General features: G+C 61.0%; 14 protein-coding genes. All 14 read right to left on the minus strand.

Translation table 11 applies throughout. The features are described 5' to 3' along the window. Positions 1 to 176: 176 nt before the first annotated feature. The 14 genes from I3253_RS20470 to I3253_RS13835 all read right to left on the minus strand — a co-directional run bounded on the left by I3253_RS20470 (position 177) and on the right by I3253_RS13835 (position 15,285). Positions 177 to 518 (minus strand): hypothetical protein, encoded by a 342-nt coding sequence (locus I3253_RS20470; protein WP_232272162.1) that lies wholly within the window; start codon positions 516 to 518, stop codon positions 177 to 179. Positions 519 to 571: 53 nt separating this feature from the next. Next, complete coding sequence (locus tag I3253_RS13775; protein WP_055296265.1) at positions 572 to 1,846, minus strand: multidrug effflux MFS transporter; 1,275 nt, start codon at positions 1,844 to 1,846, stop codon at positions 572 to 574. A gap of 180 nt (positions 1,847 to 2,026) precedes the next feature. Further along, a complete protein-coding gene (locus tag I3253_RS13780) occupies positions 2,027 to 2,953 on the minus strand; it encodes an electron transfer flavoprotein subunit alpha/FixB family protein (protein ID WP_055296266.1) in 927 nt (308 codons plus the stop codon). Continuing rightward, positions 2,953 to 3,711, minus strand: coding sequence for an electron transfer flavoprotein subunit beta/FixA family protein (locus tag I3253_RS13785; protein ID WP_055296267.1), 759 nt, complete (start codon positions 3,709 to 3,711; stop codon positions 2,953 to 2,955). The genes I3253_RS13780 and I3253_RS13785 overlap by 1 nt, the downstream gene beginning before the upstream one ends. A 29-nt stretch (positions 3,712 to 3,740) precedes the next feature. Continuing rightward, complete coding sequence (locus I3253_RS13790; protein ID WP_408647828.1) at positions 3,741 to 4,946, minus strand: acyl-CoA dehydrogenase; 1,206 nt, start codon at positions 4,944 to 4,946, stop codon at positions 3,741 to 3,743. A gap of 5 nt (positions 4,947 to 4,951) precedes the next feature. Continuing rightward, the gene (locus I3253_RS13795) at positions 4,952 to 6,487 is read right to left on the minus strand and encodes a class I adenylate-forming enzyme family protein (RefSeq protein WP_197918514.1); all 1,536 of its coding nucleotides are present in this window, start codon (positions 6,485 to 6,487) and stop codon (positions 4,952 to 4,954) included. Continuing rightward, positions 6,484 to 7,506, minus strand: coding sequence for an NAD(P)H-dependent flavin oxidoreductase (locus I3253_RS13800; RefSeq protein ID WP_197918516.1), 1,023 nt, complete (start codon positions 7,504 to 7,506; stop codon positions 6,484 to 6,486). Before I3253_RS13800 ends, I3253_RS13795 begins: the two co-directional genes overlap by 4 nt. Further along, a complete protein-coding gene (locus I3253_RS13805) occupies positions 7,503 to 8,300 on the minus strand; it encodes an oxepin-CoA hydrolase, alternative type (RefSeq protein WP_055296271.1) in 798 nt (265 codons plus the stop codon). Before I3253_RS13805 ends, I3253_RS13800 begins: the two co-directional genes overlap by 4 nt. Beyond that, positions 8,300 to 8,737 (minus strand): PaaI family thioesterase, encoded by a 438-nt coding sequence (locus tag I3253_RS13810; protein ID WP_332262137.1) that lies wholly within the window; start codon positions 8,735 to 8,737, stop codon positions 8,300 to 8,302. The genes I3253_RS13805 and I3253_RS13810 overlap by 1 nt, the downstream gene beginning before the upstream one ends. A 6-nt stretch (positions 8,738 to 8,743) precedes the next feature. Next, positions 8,744 to 9,877 carry an acyl-CoA dehydrogenase family protein gene (locus I3253_RS13815; RefSeq protein ID WP_055296273.1) on the minus strand — a complete coding sequence of 378 codons (1,134 nt, stop codon included), beginning with the start codon at positions 9,875 to 9,877 and terminating at the stop codon, positions 8,744 to 8,746. Between the two features lie 10 nt (positions 9,878 to 9,887). After that, a complete protein-coding gene (locus I3253_RS13820) occupies positions 9,888 to 11,084 on the minus strand; it encodes an acyl-CoA dehydrogenase family protein (protein ID WP_055296274.1) in 1,197 nt (398 codons plus the stop codon). A 13-nt stretch (positions 11,085 to 11,097) separates the two neighbouring features. Further along, entirely contained in the window at positions 11,098 to 12,273 is a 1,176-nt protein-coding gene (locus I3253_RS13825) for an acetyl-CoA C-acyltransferase (protein WP_197918517.1), read from the minus strand. 4 nt (positions 12,274 to 12,277) lie between these two features. Further along, positions 12,278 to 14,395: a 3-hydroxyacyl-CoA dehydrogenase NAD-binding domain-containing protein gene (locus I3253_RS13830; RefSeq protein ID WP_197918518.1), complete on the minus strand. Its 2,118-nt coding sequence runs from the start codon at positions 14,393 to 14,395 to the stop codon at positions 12,278 to 12,280. Positions 14,396 to 14,475: 80 nt separating this feature from the next. After that, positions 14,476 to 15,285, minus strand: coding sequence for an IclR family transcriptional regulator (locus tag I3253_RS13835; RefSeq protein ID WP_232272163.1), 810 nt, complete (start codon positions 15,283 to 15,285; stop codon positions 14,476 to 14,478). Positions 15,286 to 15,295 lie beyond the last annotated feature (10 nt).

A 15,295-nucleotide genomic window follows, 5' to 3' on the forward strand; every position in this document is an offset into this window, starting at 1 on the left:
GCAGCACGAAAGTTGCTGCGAGAGCGTGACGATTGGTGCCGCTTCACGGCGTGCAAGACTGCCGTTCATGCGGCGCGCAGTAACGCCGCTGCGCATCGTGTAGTGCAGCCATTCTTGCCAAGTGCCGCGAAGTATTGATCGGCATTAACCGGGTCGCGGGCCAAAGGCGACCTTCATCATTTGATAGCCGGTCCAAGAACTGGTGGCGAACGCGACTTTAACTCGGACTCATAGTCCTTAGTATTTCGTAGCGCGCGTATCAATTTGCCGGACCAGTTGCGAGTGACCAACAACAGTTTCGCGCCAATGGCTGCATCTGCGGCACCATCTCGGGCGATCAGTTCTATGCGATCGGCGACACCCTTGATCGCCGTCCGCGCCCCGATCCCGAAATTGTCGAGGCATCCGGCATCTGTATCCTCCGTTTTTCTAAAGTTAGCTGAGGACCACTTCACTGCAGGAGGAGCAGGATCATGAATCAACTTTGTATCGAGTATATTGCATAGTACCACCGCCACCAGTTTGTCTTGGGGCCAAGAGTCCGTAAGAAGGTGTGTGGTGTCTTGTATCCTCACTCCTCTCGCAGGAATGTTCGCCCTGGTGGAGCAGCGCCAATCACGTTTTCGCGCGGTTCCGGTTTGGCCAGATGCGGGTTCAGACGGTAGATCGCGTAGCTTATGCAGGCCACCACAGCCATGGTGGGGATCAGCACCGCGAACGCGACCAGCGTATCCGCAAAAAATGCGCCGATTGTGCCAACCAACACCCCTGCACCCATTTGCAGGAATCCCATCAGCGCTGCTGCCGCCCCGGCGATCCGGGGGAAGGGCGCCAGTGCGGCGGTGGACATTGCCGGCATCACGAAGGCGATACCGAAGGCGTAGATGCCCACCGGGACCATCACCCGGAAGGTTTTCGGGTCATCCGCCCAGAGAAGCAAGAAGATGAACAACGCCCCCAGGGCGATGGCACCCAGCCCGGGCCAGACCAGCCGGTATGCGCTGGTTCGTTTCATGACAGATCGTGCCACCAGTGCGCCCGAGAAGAACAGCCCCGATTGTAACAGCATCGCCAGGCCGAAGCTGCTGGGGCTCAGGCCGATCTGCCCCATCAAGATGAAGGGCAACAGTGTCGCCTGCGCATAGATTGCCCCGACCGAGCCCGCAACCGTCAGGCTCGCCGTCATGAAATTCCGGTTGCCAAGGAGCCGAAGGTAAGACCTGCCCAGGGCCGCCAGCCGCAGCGGTTGCGGCGCAGGCAGGGTTTCGCGCATCGCGACCTGCGCGACCAGCGCAACAGCAAGGCCGAAGAGGATCATCACCGCGAACACCGATTTCCACCCAACATGCAGCACGAGCAACCCGCCAATCGTCGGCGAAACCGCCGGGCCGACCGCAAGAATGATTCCGATCATGTTCATGATGCTGGACGATTCGTCGCCCTGGAAACAATCGCGTACGATAGCGCGCGAGATCGCCACCCCGGCAGACGCGCCAACCCCTTGGGCGAAGCGGGCAAAGGTCAGCGTCTCGATTGTCGGCGCCAGCAGCGCGCCCAGCGACGCTGCGCAGAAAATCGCCGCGAAGATCACCGTCACCGGACGGCGCCCGATCGCATCCGATAACGGCCCCGCGACCAGCTGGGAAATAGCGAAACCTGCGAAATAGAGCGTCAGGGTCAGTTTCACGATGCTATTGGTGGACTCGTACGCTGCAACCACGCCCGGCATCGCCGGCGTATAGAGCGCCATGGCAATCGGACCAATCGCGACCATCAACCCGCCGATCAGGCTGACCCGCTGCGCGGTCATTAGCGGCACCGATACGAATTCGGTGGGTCTGTTCATATCGTCTCCAGTTCTGCGATGCCGCCCGTGCCGGCAGCTACATGCACCGGATCGGGCCAGCGGGCCACTTGGCCCGCTGGCCTCTCTCCCATTAGCAATGCCCAACCGCGTGACCGGACTTGAAAAACGTCCGGGATCCCGACCAGAGAGAACGGGGATTCCCTCACCGCCGCGCGATTGTCACAGTTTTTCGTTCAGTTCCGGCACGGCGTCGAAGAGGTCGGCGACCAGTCCGTAGTCGGCAACCTGGAAGATCGGCGCCTCTTCGTCCTTGTTGATCGCAACGATGATCTTCGAATCCTTCATGCCAGCAAGGTGCTGGATCGCGCCGGAGATACCAACCGCAACATAAAGGTCCGGGGCAACAACCTTGCCGGTCTGACCCACCTGCCAGTCGTTCGGTGCATAGCCGGAGTCGACCGCCGCACGCGACGCGCCAACGGCTGCACCAAGCTTGTCAGCCAGCGCTTCGATGATCTTGAAGTCCTCTTCCGAACCGACCCCACGACCACCGGAGACAACCACACCGGCGGAGGTGAGTTCCGGACGATCGCTTTCGGCAACCTTGTCCTCAACCCAGCTCGACAGGCCCGGATCAGCCGCGGCGGAAACGGTTTCAACCGGGGCTGCGCCAACTTCACCAGCGGCGTCGAAGGTCGAAGTCCGGAAGGTCACAACCTTTTTCGCGTCCGAGGATTTCACCGTCTGGATCGCGTTGCCAGCGTAGATCGGGCGTTCAAACGTGTCGGCATCAACCACGCCGGAGGCGTCGGAGATCACCATCACGTCGAGAAGCGCCGCAACCCGGGGCATCACGTTCTTGGCGTCGGTGGTGGCCGGGGCAACGATGTGGTCATAGTCACCCGCCAGCGAAACGATCAGCGCCGCGGTCGATTCCGCCAGGCGGTGGCCCAGCGAGGCGTCTTCGGCGACCAGCACCTTCGACACGCCGTCGATCTTGGCGGCAGCTTCGCCTGCGGCCGAAGCCGAGGCGCCTGCGCAAAGCGCGGTCACATCACCGAGTTTCGCAGCAGCCGTCACGGCCTTTGCGGTTGCGTCGAGCGCCAATTCACCACCGGTGACTTCTGCGAGAAGAAGAACAGCCATTACACAGCCCCCGCTTCTTTGAGTTTCGCGACCAGCTCATCCACGGAGCCGACGATTTCGCCGGCCTTGCGGGCCTCGGGTTCAGTGGTCGATACGATCGACAGGCGCGGCGAGACATCGACGCCGTAATCGGCGGCGGTTTTCTCGTCCAGCGGCTTTTTCTTTGCCTTCATGATGTTCGGCAAGCTCGCGTAGCGCGGCTCGTTCAGGCGCAGGTCCACGGTCACGATGGTCGGCATCTTGACCGAGATCGTCTGCAACCCGCCATCAACCTCGCGGGTGACCTTGGCGTTGTCGCCCTCGATGTCGACCTCGGAGGCAAAGGTTGCCTGCGACCAGCCGAGCAGCGCCGACAGCATCTGGCCGGTGGCGTTCATGTCGTTGTCGATCGCCTGCTTGCCGCAGAGAACGAGGTCCGGCTGCTCTTCCTCGACAACCTTGGCGAGGATCTTGGCCACCGCCAGCGGTTCGATGTCGGTGTGCACGTCATCGGCAGCCACCACAAGGATCGCCCGATCCGCACCCATTGCAAGCGCGGTCCGCAGGGTTTCCTGGGCCTGCTTGACACCGATGGAGACCGCAACGACCTCTTCAGCCTTTCCAGCTTCCTTCAGGCGGATCGCCTCTTCGACGGCGATTTCGTCGAAGGGGTTCATCGACATTTTGACATTGGCGAGATCGACACTGCTGCCATCCGCTTTGACACGGACTTTCACGTTATAGTCGATCACGCGTTTGACAGGTACGAGCACCTTCATTGGCATGGTCTCCGAGTTGTTGTTTGGAATTAATAAAACGCCTGAAGGCCGGTGATTGCGCGCCCGAGGATCAGCGCGTGGACATCGTGGGTGCCTTCATAGGTGTTCACGGTTTCAAGGTTCAGCATGTGCCGAATGACGTGAAATTCTTCGGATATACCGTTGCCGCCATGCATGTCGCGGGCGTGGCGCGCTATATCGAGCGCCTTGCCGCAGTTGTTGCGCTTGATCAGTGAGATCATTTCGGGCGCGGCGCGGCCCTCATCCATCAATCGACCGACACGCAGCGCGGCCTGCAATCCAAACGAAATATCCGTTTGCATATCGGCAAGCTTCTTCTGGAAAAGCTGTGTCTGGGCCAGCGGTTTGTTGAACTGCTTGCGGTCAAGACCGTATTGTCGCGCGGCATGAAAACAGTATTCTGCCGCCCCCAACACGCCCCAGGCGATGCCGTATCGCGCGCGATTAAGGCAACCAAACGGGCCTTTCAGACCTTCGACACCGGGCAAAAGGGCATCCTCGCCGACGGCCACGTCCTTCATCACAATTTCGCCCGTTGTCGATGCCCGTAGGGAAAGCTTGCCACCAATTTTCGGCGCGGACAGGCCCTCCATCCCCTTCTCAAGGACGAACCCGCGGATCTTGCCGCCATGAGCGTCGGATTTGGCCCAGACAACGAATACATCCGCGAAGGGGGAGTTGGAGATCCACATTTTGGAGCCATTGAGGACATAACCTTCGGCCGTTTTTCTGGCGGTGGTTTTCATCCCGGCCGGGTCCGAACCCGCATCAGGTTCAGTCAGGCCGAAACAGCCGATATATTCGCCCGATACCAGCTTTGGCAGGTACTTCTTGCGCTGTTCTTCCGACCCGTAGGCGTAGATCGGGTACATGACCAGCGACGATTGCACTGACATCATCGAGCGATAGCCACTGTCCACCCGTTCAATTTCGCGCGCGATCAGCCCGTAGGTGACGTAAGACGCACCCAACCCGCCGTATTCTTCGGGAATGGTGACGCCAAGCAGGCCCGCCTCGCCCATTTCGCGGAATACGCCGGGGTCGTCACTTTCCTCGCTATAGGCCTTCATTACGCGGGGTTGCAGCCGGTCCTGGGCAAAGTCGTGGGCTGCGTCGCGCAGCATGCGCTCATCCTGATCCAGCTGGTCCTCGATTCGGAACGCGTCAGCCCAATCGAAGGGGCCGAGGCCGGGGCCGTTCATGTCTTTTGCCATCTCAGTCATTCCTTTGTTGCGGGTTGGGCCAGCTGTTCCGCGAAAACGGAAGCCAGCTTTTGTTTCAGTATCTTGCCAGTCGGGGCGGCCGGAAGTTCGGTTGTCAGGATGATGCGGGAAGGGCGCTTGTAGCCCGTGAGCCGCTTGGCGACAAAAGCGGCAAGCGCGTCCTGGTCCAGCGTCGCCGGATCTGCGCATTGAACGAATGCAAGGATTTCCTCGTCGCCGTCCGTGACATTGCCTATCACCGCTGACTGAATCACATCGGGATGGTCGTTCAGCGCGGCCTCGACCTCGGGCGGGTAGACGTTGAACCCACCGCGAATGATGAGTTCCTTGCAACGCCCGACAACGTGCAGATTGCCGACCTCGTCGATCTTTCCTAGATCACCGGTTCGAAGCCATCCGTCTGCATCAATCGTGCGGGCGGTTTCCGCCGGATTTCGGAAATACCCCTTCATGACCTGCGGCCCGCGCACGAGAATTTCACCAGCATCGGGATCGCCTGCGGCACTTACCGAAGCGTCAAGCCGGATTTCGGTCTCAGGCAACGGAAAGCCCGCGCTGATATCGGGTGAACCGATGGAATTGCGAGTACCGCAGACACCTGCAGTGCTTTCCGTCATGCCATAGCCGTTTTGCAGGGGCAGACCATAAAAGGCCTCGGCCTTGCGTTTCCATGCCGGGTCCAGCGGGGCGGCTCCGGAGGAAACATAGCGCAGATTGCTGTTTTCCAGGCGCGAAAGCCCCTGATCCCTGGCGTATTGCATAAGCAGCGCGTGCATTTGCGGCACTGCCGGAAGGATGGTCGCCTTGTCCATCAGTGCCGCATAAAGCGCATCAGGACGGAACCGGGGTTCAAGCTGGATGGTTGCGCCGATACCGCTGGCGGCCATCAGCATGGATGCAAGCCCGAAAACATGGGTCAACGGCAGCACGCCGTAAATCCTGTCGTCCTGTCTCATGCCGCGCAACTCGGTCGAGGCCCAGCCCGCATAGCGCAGGTTGGTATGGGTCAGCATCACGCCCTTGGGATCGCCCGTCGTGCCGGTCGTGTAGAGAAGAACGGCGGTTTCGTCCGGGCCGTCTGCGACCTGTTCCGGTGCGCTGGTCCCCGTGACGGCGATGGCGAAACTTCCAAAAGATGTTTCCTGCGTGCCCGCGTTTGCGGTCGCAGCATGTGCCGCCGCTTCCTTGGACGCTTCGGTCGTGAAAACGGTAACGCACGGCGTTGCATGGGTCATCACGCGGGCAATTTCGGCTGCGGTCATCCGTGCATTGATTGGCAGCGCATAGGCCCCGACGGTGCTGGCGGCAAAGATGAAAGCGGCAGTGGTGATGCAGTTTTCTGCCACAATCGCGACGCGGTCGCCTGGCTGCACGCCCCGGTTTTGCAACAGGGCTGCAGCTTCGGTGATCGCGGCCTGGTATTCGGTATATGTGACCTGATGGCCGCTGCCATCTATCAGCGCAATCGCATCGGGATAGGCACGCGCGCTGTCCTCGACAAGATGATGTATCCGGAAGCTGTATTCGGTCATGACACCAGCACCTCTGGGCGTTGCGTTGCAAGGGGTTGGGGACGCAGGCGCGCCAGGGCGACACCTGCCTCTTGTTCCAGCTGGGCGACAATGTCTGCCAGCGGGGCGATGCCGTTGGTTAGGCCCAGAGCCTGCCCTGCGGACAACATCCCGCGCGACACATCGCCGGTCTCATAAGCCTTGCGGCCAATTGCGCCAGACACATAAGGCATCAATTCGGCAATGCCGACATCGGGGTTATCAACCTCAAGCTGCCGTACGATCTCCGTCGTTTCGTTGGTGAGGGTGCGGATGGTGTTGCGCACGCTGCTCATCGTCAATGTCGTGTCACGTTCATTGGCCGTCACCAGGGCCTGCTTGTACTGCGGGTGCGCCGAGATTTCTTCGGACACCAGAAAACGCGTGCCGATCACGACACCCGAAGCGCCGGAGGCCAAGGCCGAGACGATCTGACTGCCGGCACCGATGCCACCGCCAATCAGGAAAGGGATGTCGAGCCGACGCTCGGCGAGCGCTTGGTTGACCATGCTGCCGATCAGATCGAGCCCGGGATGGCCGCCGCATTCCGCACCGACGATGGAGACCATGTCGACCCCAACCTCCTGCGCCTTCACGGCGTAGCGCACGCTTGGAACCTTGTGCAGCACTTTGATGCCCGCGTCGTTGAGGATCGGCAGGAAGGCCTCGGGATTGCGGCCCGAGGTTTCGACAAAACGCACGCCCTCATCTGCGATCAGGCGGAAAGTGTCCGCGATCCTCTCACCTTCGACCAGTTTGGGCAGCATGGACACGTTGACACCAAACGTGCGATCACCGCAAAGTTCCCGACATTTCGCGATCTCCTCGCGCAGGTCGTTTGGGTCGGGAAAGCTGGCCGCCGTGATGAAGGACATGATGCCCGCATTGGCGCCGGCAGCGACATAGGGCGCATTTGAAAGCCACATCAGACCACCCGCGACGATGGGCAGGCGGCACCCAAATGTACGTGTAACAGCGGTTTTGAAGGTCGGATCTGTCATTTGGAGGCTCGTGCTTTGGCAAAGTCCGGACGGCGCTTTTCGAGGAATGCGGCGATGCCTTCGGCGGCTTCGGCGGCAGCAATGGCATCAGCCATCGAATCGCGTTCAGCATTCATCTGATCCAACCGGGATGACGTATGTGCGCTGTTGACTAGCGCTTTGATGCGGCCTTGCGCGTGCGTTGGTCCAGCGCCCAACCGGCCGGCCAGCGCAAGTGCCGCCGGCAGCACGTTGCTCGCCGGTTCGATCTGCGAGATTGCGCCGAGACCGAAAAGGCGTTCCGCCGTCATCGGCTCCCCGAGCAGCGCCATGCGCATCAACAGCTCGCGCGGCAGATGGGCGGCCAATGTGCTGGTCAGGCCACCGTCGGGGACAAGTCCCGCCTTGACATAGGCGACGGTGAAAGTCGCATCCCGGTCGGCCACGATCATGTCACAGGCAAAGGCAAGCGAGACCCCGGCACCAGCCGCGCCTCCTTCGACGGCGGCGATCACCGGTTTCGGGCAGTTCATCACCGCGCGGATCACGTCATGCAGTTCTTCAATGCGGGCGACACGCTGATCTCGGGGCATGTCCCGGCGGGTCGCCAGCTGACCAAGATCGCCACCGGCGCAGAAATAGCCGCCTTCGCTGCGCAGGATGACCGAGGTGATGCGAGGCTCTCTCGTCGCAAGGTCCATTGAATCGACCAATACGCGATATAGTTCCGGCGACAAGGCGTTGCGCTTTCTAGTGTTCGAATTGACGACGATCAGGCGGTCGCCATGATCTTCGCAACGGGCAAGCTGTTGCATCACTGACCACCCCTCTTCGGTACGGTCAACTGGTCCGGCGGCACGCGTTTGAACACACCCGTTGCCGTGGCGATGAGCCAATCCGATCCGTCGCGCAATTCCCCTTTGGCGAACACCAGTGCGCGGCCACCGCCGACAATCTGACCGGTTGCGATCAATTCCGATTGGCCGGTTGCCGGGGCGATGAACTGGGTCGAAAGCGAGATGGTGAGGAATGGTGCGCGGCCGCATGGGTCGACCGACAGGCTGGCGGTCGCTCCCATCGCGCTGTCCAGCATTGTCGCGGCGATGCCGCCGTGCAGGACACCGTGTCGGTTGAGATGCAGATCCGTCATCGACAAGGTACAACGTGCGCGCATGTCCGGTTGCCCCACGTCAAGGACATAACCCATCAGGCGCTGCGCGCCGGTTTCGTTTTCGATCAGATCGCCGGGCACCATAGTTCAAGCCACTGCCAGCGCGATAAAGCGTTCAAGATGATGGATCGCGTCACCAAAGCGGTGATCGACCATGATCAGCCGTTTTGCGAGATGCCCCAACTCGTACTCGTCGGTCATGCCGATGCCGCCGTGCATCTGAATGCTCTCTTCGGCAACGAGTTTCGCGACATTGCCGATCAGGTTCTTGGTTGCGCTGACATGCTTATCGCGAATGTCCGTTGGTTCGTCGACGTGCCCTGCCAGGTTGATGACAGCGGACCGCGCCTGTTCGATTTCGATCAGAACGTCGGCCATCCGGTGCTGCAGCGCCTGGAACTTGCCGATGGGTTTGCCGAATTGCTTGCGGGTCTTCAGGTAATCTGTCGTCAGCTCCCGGATGCTCTCCATCAGGCCAAGTGCCTCGGCGCTGATGGCAAGCGTGGCGCGGGCGTGAATGCGGGTGATTTCGTCATACGCCGCACCTTCGGGGCCGATCAGGGCGTCGGCGCCAAGCTTGACGTCTTCCAGCAGGACCTCGGCTGCGCGCCCGCCGGAGACAAGCGGGTAGCTGCGCAACGACATGGCAGGGGCGTCGGCCGGAACAAGGAACAGGCTGATGCCGGATTTGGCCGCTGCATCGCCGCTGGACCGGGCGCTGACCAGGATGTGGTCCGCCGCCGGGGCATTGACCACGACGGACTTACGCCCGTTCAGCACATGGCTGTCACCGTCACGGGTCGCATTGGTTTCGACACGCGACATGTCATAGCGGCTGGACGGCTCGCTGTGGGCAAAGGCTAGCTGGGTCGTGCCTGCGATGGTGTCTGCGATCATCTGCTTCTGATCGTCGTTACCAAGCGCGGCGATCAGCCCACCGCCAAGGATGGCAGTGTCCAGCAGGGGATCGACCGCGCCGACGCGGCCCAGTTCCTCGAACACCAGCGCGATATCGAACCCGGCCCCGGCGAAACCGCCGTCGTCTTCGGAAAACAGCGCGCCGATGACACCCATTTCCGCAAGCCCGTTCCAGACATCGGCAGAAAATCCGCTTTCGGCCTCTGTAAGTTCGGCCCTCAAGGCAGGGGTGTAGGTGTCCCGCAGGAAACGGCGCAGGCCGTCCTGCAACATCTGGCGTTCTTCTGTCAGTTCAAAATTCATGTTCTGTCCCTTACAGTTCCAGAATGGCCTTGCTGATGATTGTGCGCTGGACCTCATTCGATCCGCCATAAATCGACAGCTTGCGGTTGTTCAGATATTGCGCGGTGGCTGAAGCGGCGTAATCGGGGCCGACGGGTTGCTGGTTGCTGCCGTCCTCCAGCGCTTCGGAGGCGAAGGGCATCGCGTAGGGGCCAACGGCGGAACGGGTCAGCGCGTTGATTTCCTGACGGATGATCGTGCCCTTGATTTTCAGCATCGAACTTTCGGCGCCAGGCGCCTGCCCTGCCGCGGCCTTCGAGACAACGCGCAGGTTGGTAGTGGACATCGCCATCAGGTCGATTTCGAGCCGCGCGATACGCGCCGCGAAATGGGGGTTCTCGATCAGCGGGCGACCGCTGGCCTGTTCGGCTCGGGCAATGCGCTTCAGGTTCTCAAGTCCAGCGTTGGCAAAGCCGACACCCGCAATATTGGTGCGCTCGTGGGTCAGCAGGTACTTGGCATAGGTCCACCCCTTGTTTTCCTCACCCACCAGGTTTTCGACGGGAACCTTCACATCGTCGAAAAAGACCTCGTTCACTTCAGGTTCGCCGTCGATCAGGATGATCGGGCGAACCTTGATGCCGGGGCTGTCCATGTCGATCAGAAGGAAGGAAATGCCTTCCTGCGGCTTGCCCTCTTTCGAGGTGCGCACAAGGCAGAAAATCATGTTGGCGTGCTGGCCCAGCGTCGTCCAGGTCTTCTGACCGTTGACGATATAGTGGTCGTCATTGCGTTCCGCCGTTGTGCGGACAGACGCCAGATCTGAACCCGCGCCGGGTTCGGAATATCCCTGGCACCACCAGTCGTCGCCATTGAGGATGCGCGGCAGGTAGTGTTCCTGCTGCTCCTTCGAGCCGAATTGCTGCAACACCGGGCCGAGCATCGCGAGACCGAAGGGCAAGATGCGCGGCGCGGAGGCCTTGGTCATCTCGTCCTCGAAGATATGCCGCTCGACCGCGTTCCAGCCTGCGCCGCCGAATTTCTTAGGCCAGTTCCCTGCAAGCCAACCCTTTTCATTGAGGATCGCGTGCCATTTCTCGTGATCCGCCTTGGTAAGGGTCTGACCGCGCTTCACCTTGTCGGACAGTCGGGAGGGAAGTTTTTCGGCCAGAAAGCTGCGCACCTCGTCGCGAAACGCCTTCTGTTCATCCGTGTAGTTCAGATCCATTGCGCGTTCCTATTCAGTAGATTTCAAACAGACCGGCGGCACCCTGGCCGCCACCGATGCACATCGTCGCGACGCCCAGTTTCGCGCCACGGCGACCGCCCTCGGCCATCAGATGCCCGGTCATCCGCGCGCCGGTCATGCCGAACGGGTGCCCAACCGCGATGGAGCCGCCATCGACGTTGCAGATGTCATTGTCGATGCCGAGCGTATCCCGACAGTAGATCGCCTGGCTCGCAAAGGCTTCGTTCAGTTCCCAGAGGTCGATATCATCGACTTTCAGCCCCTGCCGTTCCAGCAAACGGGGGACGGCGAAGACCGGGCCGATGCCCATCTCGTCCGGCTCGCATCCGGCAACGGCGAGGCCGCGGAAGGCACCAAGCGGGGTTATGCCAAGTCGCTCCGCCTCTTTCTCGTCCATCATCACCAGCGCCGCCGCGCCATCGCTGAGCTGCGATGCGTTCCCGGCGGTGATGAATTGATCAGGGCCGCGCACCGGGTCAAGTTTTTGCAACCCCTCCAACGTGGTCGAAGGGCGGTTGCATTCGTCCTGTGAGATGGTGATTTCGACCTCCGAAACCTCGCCGGTTTCCTTGTCTTTCTTCGCCATGGTGACAGTGATCGGGGTAAGCTCCTGATCAAACCGTCCGGCGTCCTGCGCCGCCGCCGTGCGTTGTTGGCTTTGCAAGCCGAGTTCGTCCTGCGCCTCGCGACTGACATTGTAGCGTTTGGCGACGATATCGGCGGTTTCGATCATCGGCAGGTAGAGGTCGGGCTTGTGGCTTTCGATCCACGTTTCGCGTGAATGACGCACCGGGGGTTGCACCATCGAAATGCTTTCAACGCCACCGACCAGCACCGCCTTTGCGCCTTCGCTGTCGATCATGTGGGCGCCCATAGCGACCGCCTGCAGCCCGCTGGCGCAGAACCGGTTGACGGTGGTGCCCGCGATGCTGACCGGCAGGCCCGCGCGGATCACGATCTGGCGTGCGATATTGCCGCCGGTGACGTATTCCGGATAGCCGCAGCCCCAGATGCTGTCTTCGATCAGGGCCGGGTCGATCCCGGCGCGCTTGACGGCCTCTGCCGCGGCGTGTCCACCCATTGTCGCGCCATGGGTGATATTGAACGCGCCACGCCCGGCCTTTCCGATCGGTGTGCGGGCGATGGATACGATAACGGCTTTGGACATAGGTTTATTCCTTTCCGGCCTTGTTCAGGTTGTCAAAGTTGCGGCCTTCGGCCACCAGCTTTTCCAGCAGCGGCGCGGGGGTCCAGAAATGATCGTCGGTTTCGGCGAATGTGCGGATGTCGGCGAGAATGCTGTCGAGGCCACGCATATCGGCATATTTCATCGGCCCGCCGCGCCAGCGCGGAAAGCCGTAGCCATAGAGAAACACGACATCCACATCGAGCGGGCGCTGCGCGATGCCGGCTTCCACCACGCGCGCGCCTTCGTTGACCATCGCGGCCATGTAGCGGCGCACGATCTCGTCATCGGTGAAGGTGCGGGTGCTGGTGCCGGCCTCCTTGCGGGCCTGCGCGATGATTTGCTCGACCTCGGGGTCGGGTTGCCCTTTGCGATCGCCCTTTTCGTAGATGTAATAGCCGTGACCGGTTTTCTGCCCCAGCCAGCCTTTGTGGTAAAGCGCATCGGCGAAGGCCGGGTAGCGGTCACGCGGGTGGGCGTCCGCCGCCTTGCGCTGGCGGGTGGCGTAGCCAATATCGAGCCCGGCAAGATCCGAGACCTGATAGGGACCCATGGCAAAGCCGAAATCGGTCAGCGCCTTGTCGATCTGATAGGGGCTTGCCCCGTCCAGCACCAAATGATCGGCCGCCGTGCGGTAGTGCGACAAGATGCGGTTGCCGATGAAACCATCGCAGACACCGGCACGCACGCCGGTCTTGCGGAGTTTCTTCGCCAGCGCAAAGGCGGTGGACACCACGTCCGGCGCGGTCTTGCCGGCGACAACCACCTCCAGCAGCTTCATGATATGCGCGGGAGAGAAGAAGTGCAGGCCGATCACATCCTCGGGCCGCGAAGTCGAGGCGGCGATTTCGTCTACGTCGAGGTATGAGGTATTGGTCGCCAGGATCGCACCGCGCGGTAGGATTTCGTCGAGCTTGGCGAACACTTCCTTTTTCACATCCATGCTTTCAAACACGGCTTCGATGGCCAGATCGACGTCGGACAAGGCGTCGTAGTCGGTGACGGTCGTGAGGGCGTCATTGAGGATCGCGTCACGCCGTTCGGCATTCAGCTTGCCGCGTTTCACGGCGGCGTCGAGGTTGCTTGCAATGGTCGTGCGGGCTTTGTCGGCGGCCTCAGAGTCCCGCTCCACCAACGTCACCGCCAGGCCGTTCAGCACCGCCGAAGTGGCAATACCGGCCCCCATCGTGCCGCCGCCGATGACGCCGATACGCGTGAAGTCACGGGGCGCGATACCGGCGATTTCCGGCAGTTTCGCCACGGCGCGTTCGGCAAAGAAGGCGTGGATGAGCCCGGCGCGCTGGGGAGTGTCCATCAGATGCAGGAACAAGCGGCGTTCCTCCTTCAACCCTTCGGCAAAGGACTTCTGGACCGATGCTTCCACCGCATCGACTGCAACCAGCGGGGCCACTTCGCCACGCGACGATTTCTGCAGCTTCGCGCGCCATTGCTGAATGACGCCCTCACTGTCCGTGGCGCGGGGCAAACCGCTGATTGGTCGTGCCGGGGCATTGTCGGACAGCAGCGATTGCGCATAGTCGATTGCGGCTTCGCGAATATCAACGCCTTCGCAGATTTGATCGATCAACCCGGACTGGAGTGCTTCAGCTTCGGTCACAGGGGTGCCGCTGGTGATCATTTTCAGCGCTGTGTCAGCACCAACGAGGCGCGGCATACGCTGTGTCCCGCCCGCGCCGGGCATGATGCCCAGCTTGACCTCGGGCAGACCCAGCCGCGTGCCGGGAGCCGCGATGCGGTAATGCGCCCCAAGGGCAACTTCAAGCCCGCCGCCCAATGCCATGCCGTGAATGGCAGCGACGACAGGTTTTGCAGATTGTTCTATCTGGAGGATCACGTCGGGCAGGCTGGGGCTTTGTGGTGGCTTGCCGAATTCGGAAATGTCAGCGCCGCCAATGAGCATCCGACCAGCCCCAATGATGACGGCAATATCGGCCGACTCGTCGGTCTGAAAGCGGCCGAAAGCGTCTGACAGACCGCTGCGGATGGCCTGCGACAACGCGTTGACTGGAGCATTGTCGACGGTCACGACCGCCACCCTGTCAACATTTTCGTAGGATACTGACCCCATCAATCTGCCTTTCATTGATTCATTTTCTTGATAACAGGTTCACTCACGAATTTCAACATGCGATATTGAATTCTACTATGCAGAATTTTGCATCATTATAGTTCTTGATATGCCTGGGAGAAGCCCTGACCCATCATGCGTTCCAGTTCCTGCACCGTTTCACGCAGCCTTGGCCCAACCTCCGTACGCATGCGGGGCACTGAGAGGACCTCGGGCAACGCGCCACAGGTGAAAATCACCGGCTCACTCAAGTCGCGAGAGTAGAACGGGGTGGCAACCGCGTGAATATTGGCTGCAAAATATTCACCAGGGTCGGTGACGACGAAACCTGTTGTCACCAGCTGATTGTGCGCAACGCGCCGAATCTCTTCCGCACGATCTTGGGTCAGCCCGTGATCACCGTCTGCCGCAGTCACAATTTCATCAAACCCTTCTTCGGAGGCTGAGGCGAGCAGCGCATGGCCGGACGAGGTGCCGTTGAACGGCAAGCGATGCCCGACCTCCAGCCAGAGGGAGGCAACCCCGCGGGGGCGCCATGTCTTGACGATCAGCAGCTTGCCTCCGTCGCGCACCAGCAACAGGGCAAGAGTTCCCGTTTCATCCGCCAGCCGCTGCATCAGCGGTGACGAAAGATCGACAAATGAGATCGACGCGCTGGCCATATTTCCAAGCGCCAGCAGCGCAGGGCCGGGGCGATACCGGTCATGGCGCCGCGCATGGGTGAGATAGCCGAGCTTCTGCAAGGTGAAAGTCAGGCGCGAAACGGTGGATTTTGGAATGCCCGTACGCTCCGAGATTTCCGCATTGCCCAAGCCGTCATCGGATGGCCTGAACGCCCGCAGCACGCTCAAGCCCCGCGCAAGAGTGGTTGCGAACCTTCTGTCTGTCTCAATCTCGTTGGGCATGACGTTCCTC

It is taken from the genome of Thiosulfatihalobacter marinus (assembly GCF_016019955.1).
In the GTDB taxonomy this organism is placed as follows: domain Bacteria; phylum Pseudomonadota; class Alphaproteobacteria; order Rhodobacterales; family Rhodobacteraceae; genus Shimia; species Shimia marinus_A.

What these genes read in the sequence shown, in the direction of transcription:
- I3253_RS13780 (WP_055296266.1), bottom strand. Translation starts at nt 2,953, where the DNA reads ATGGCTGTTCTTCTTCTCGCAGAAGTCACCGGTGGTGAATTGGCGCTC.
- I3253_RS13825 (WP_197918517.1), bottom strand. Translation starts at nt 12,273, where the DNA reads ATGTCCAAAGCCGTTATCGTATCCATCGCCCGCACACCGATCGGAAAG.
- I3253_RS13805 (WP_055296271.1), bottom strand. Translation starts at nt 8,300, where the DNA reads ATGCAACAGCTTGCCCGTTGCGAAGATCATGGCGACCGCCTGATCGTC.
- I3253_RS13795 (WP_197918514.1), bottom strand. Translation starts at nt 6,487, where the DNA reads ATGACCGAATACAGCTTCCGGATACATCATCTTGTCGAGGACAGCGCG.
- I3253_RS13775 (WP_055296265.1), bottom strand. Translation starts at nt 1,846, where the DNA reads ATGAACAGACCCACCGAATTCGTATCGGTGCCGCTAATGACCGCGCAG.
- I3253_RS13835 (WP_232272163.1), bottom strand. Translation starts at nt 15,285, where the DNA reads ATGCCCAACGAGATTGAGACAGACAGAAGGTTCGCAACCACTCTTGCG.
- I3253_RS13830 (WP_197918518.1), bottom strand. Translation starts at nt 14,395, where the DNA reads ATGAAAGGCAGATTGATGGGGTCAGTATCCTACGAAAATGTTGACAGG.
- I3253_RS13785 (WP_055296267.1), bottom strand. Translation starts at nt 3,711, where the DNA reads ATGAAGGTGCTCGTACCTGTCAAACGCGTGATCGACTATAACGTGAAA.
- I3253_RS13790 (WP_408647828.1), bottom strand. Translation starts at nt 4,946, where the DNA reads ATGGCAAAAGACATGAACGGCCCCGGCCTCGGCCCCTTCGATTGGGCT.
- I3253_RS13800 (WP_197918516.1), bottom strand. Translation starts at nt 7,506, where the DNA reads ATGACAGATCCGACCTTCAAAACCGCTGTTACACGTACATTTGGGTGC.
- I3253_RS13820 (WP_055296274.1), bottom strand. Translation starts at nt 11,084, where the DNA reads ATGGATCTGAACTACACGGATGAACAGAAGGCGTTTCGCGACGAGGTG.
- I3253_RS13815 (WP_055296273.1), bottom strand. Translation starts at nt 9,877, where the DNA reads ATGAATTTTGAACTGACAGAAGAACGCCAGATGTTGCAGGACGGCCTG.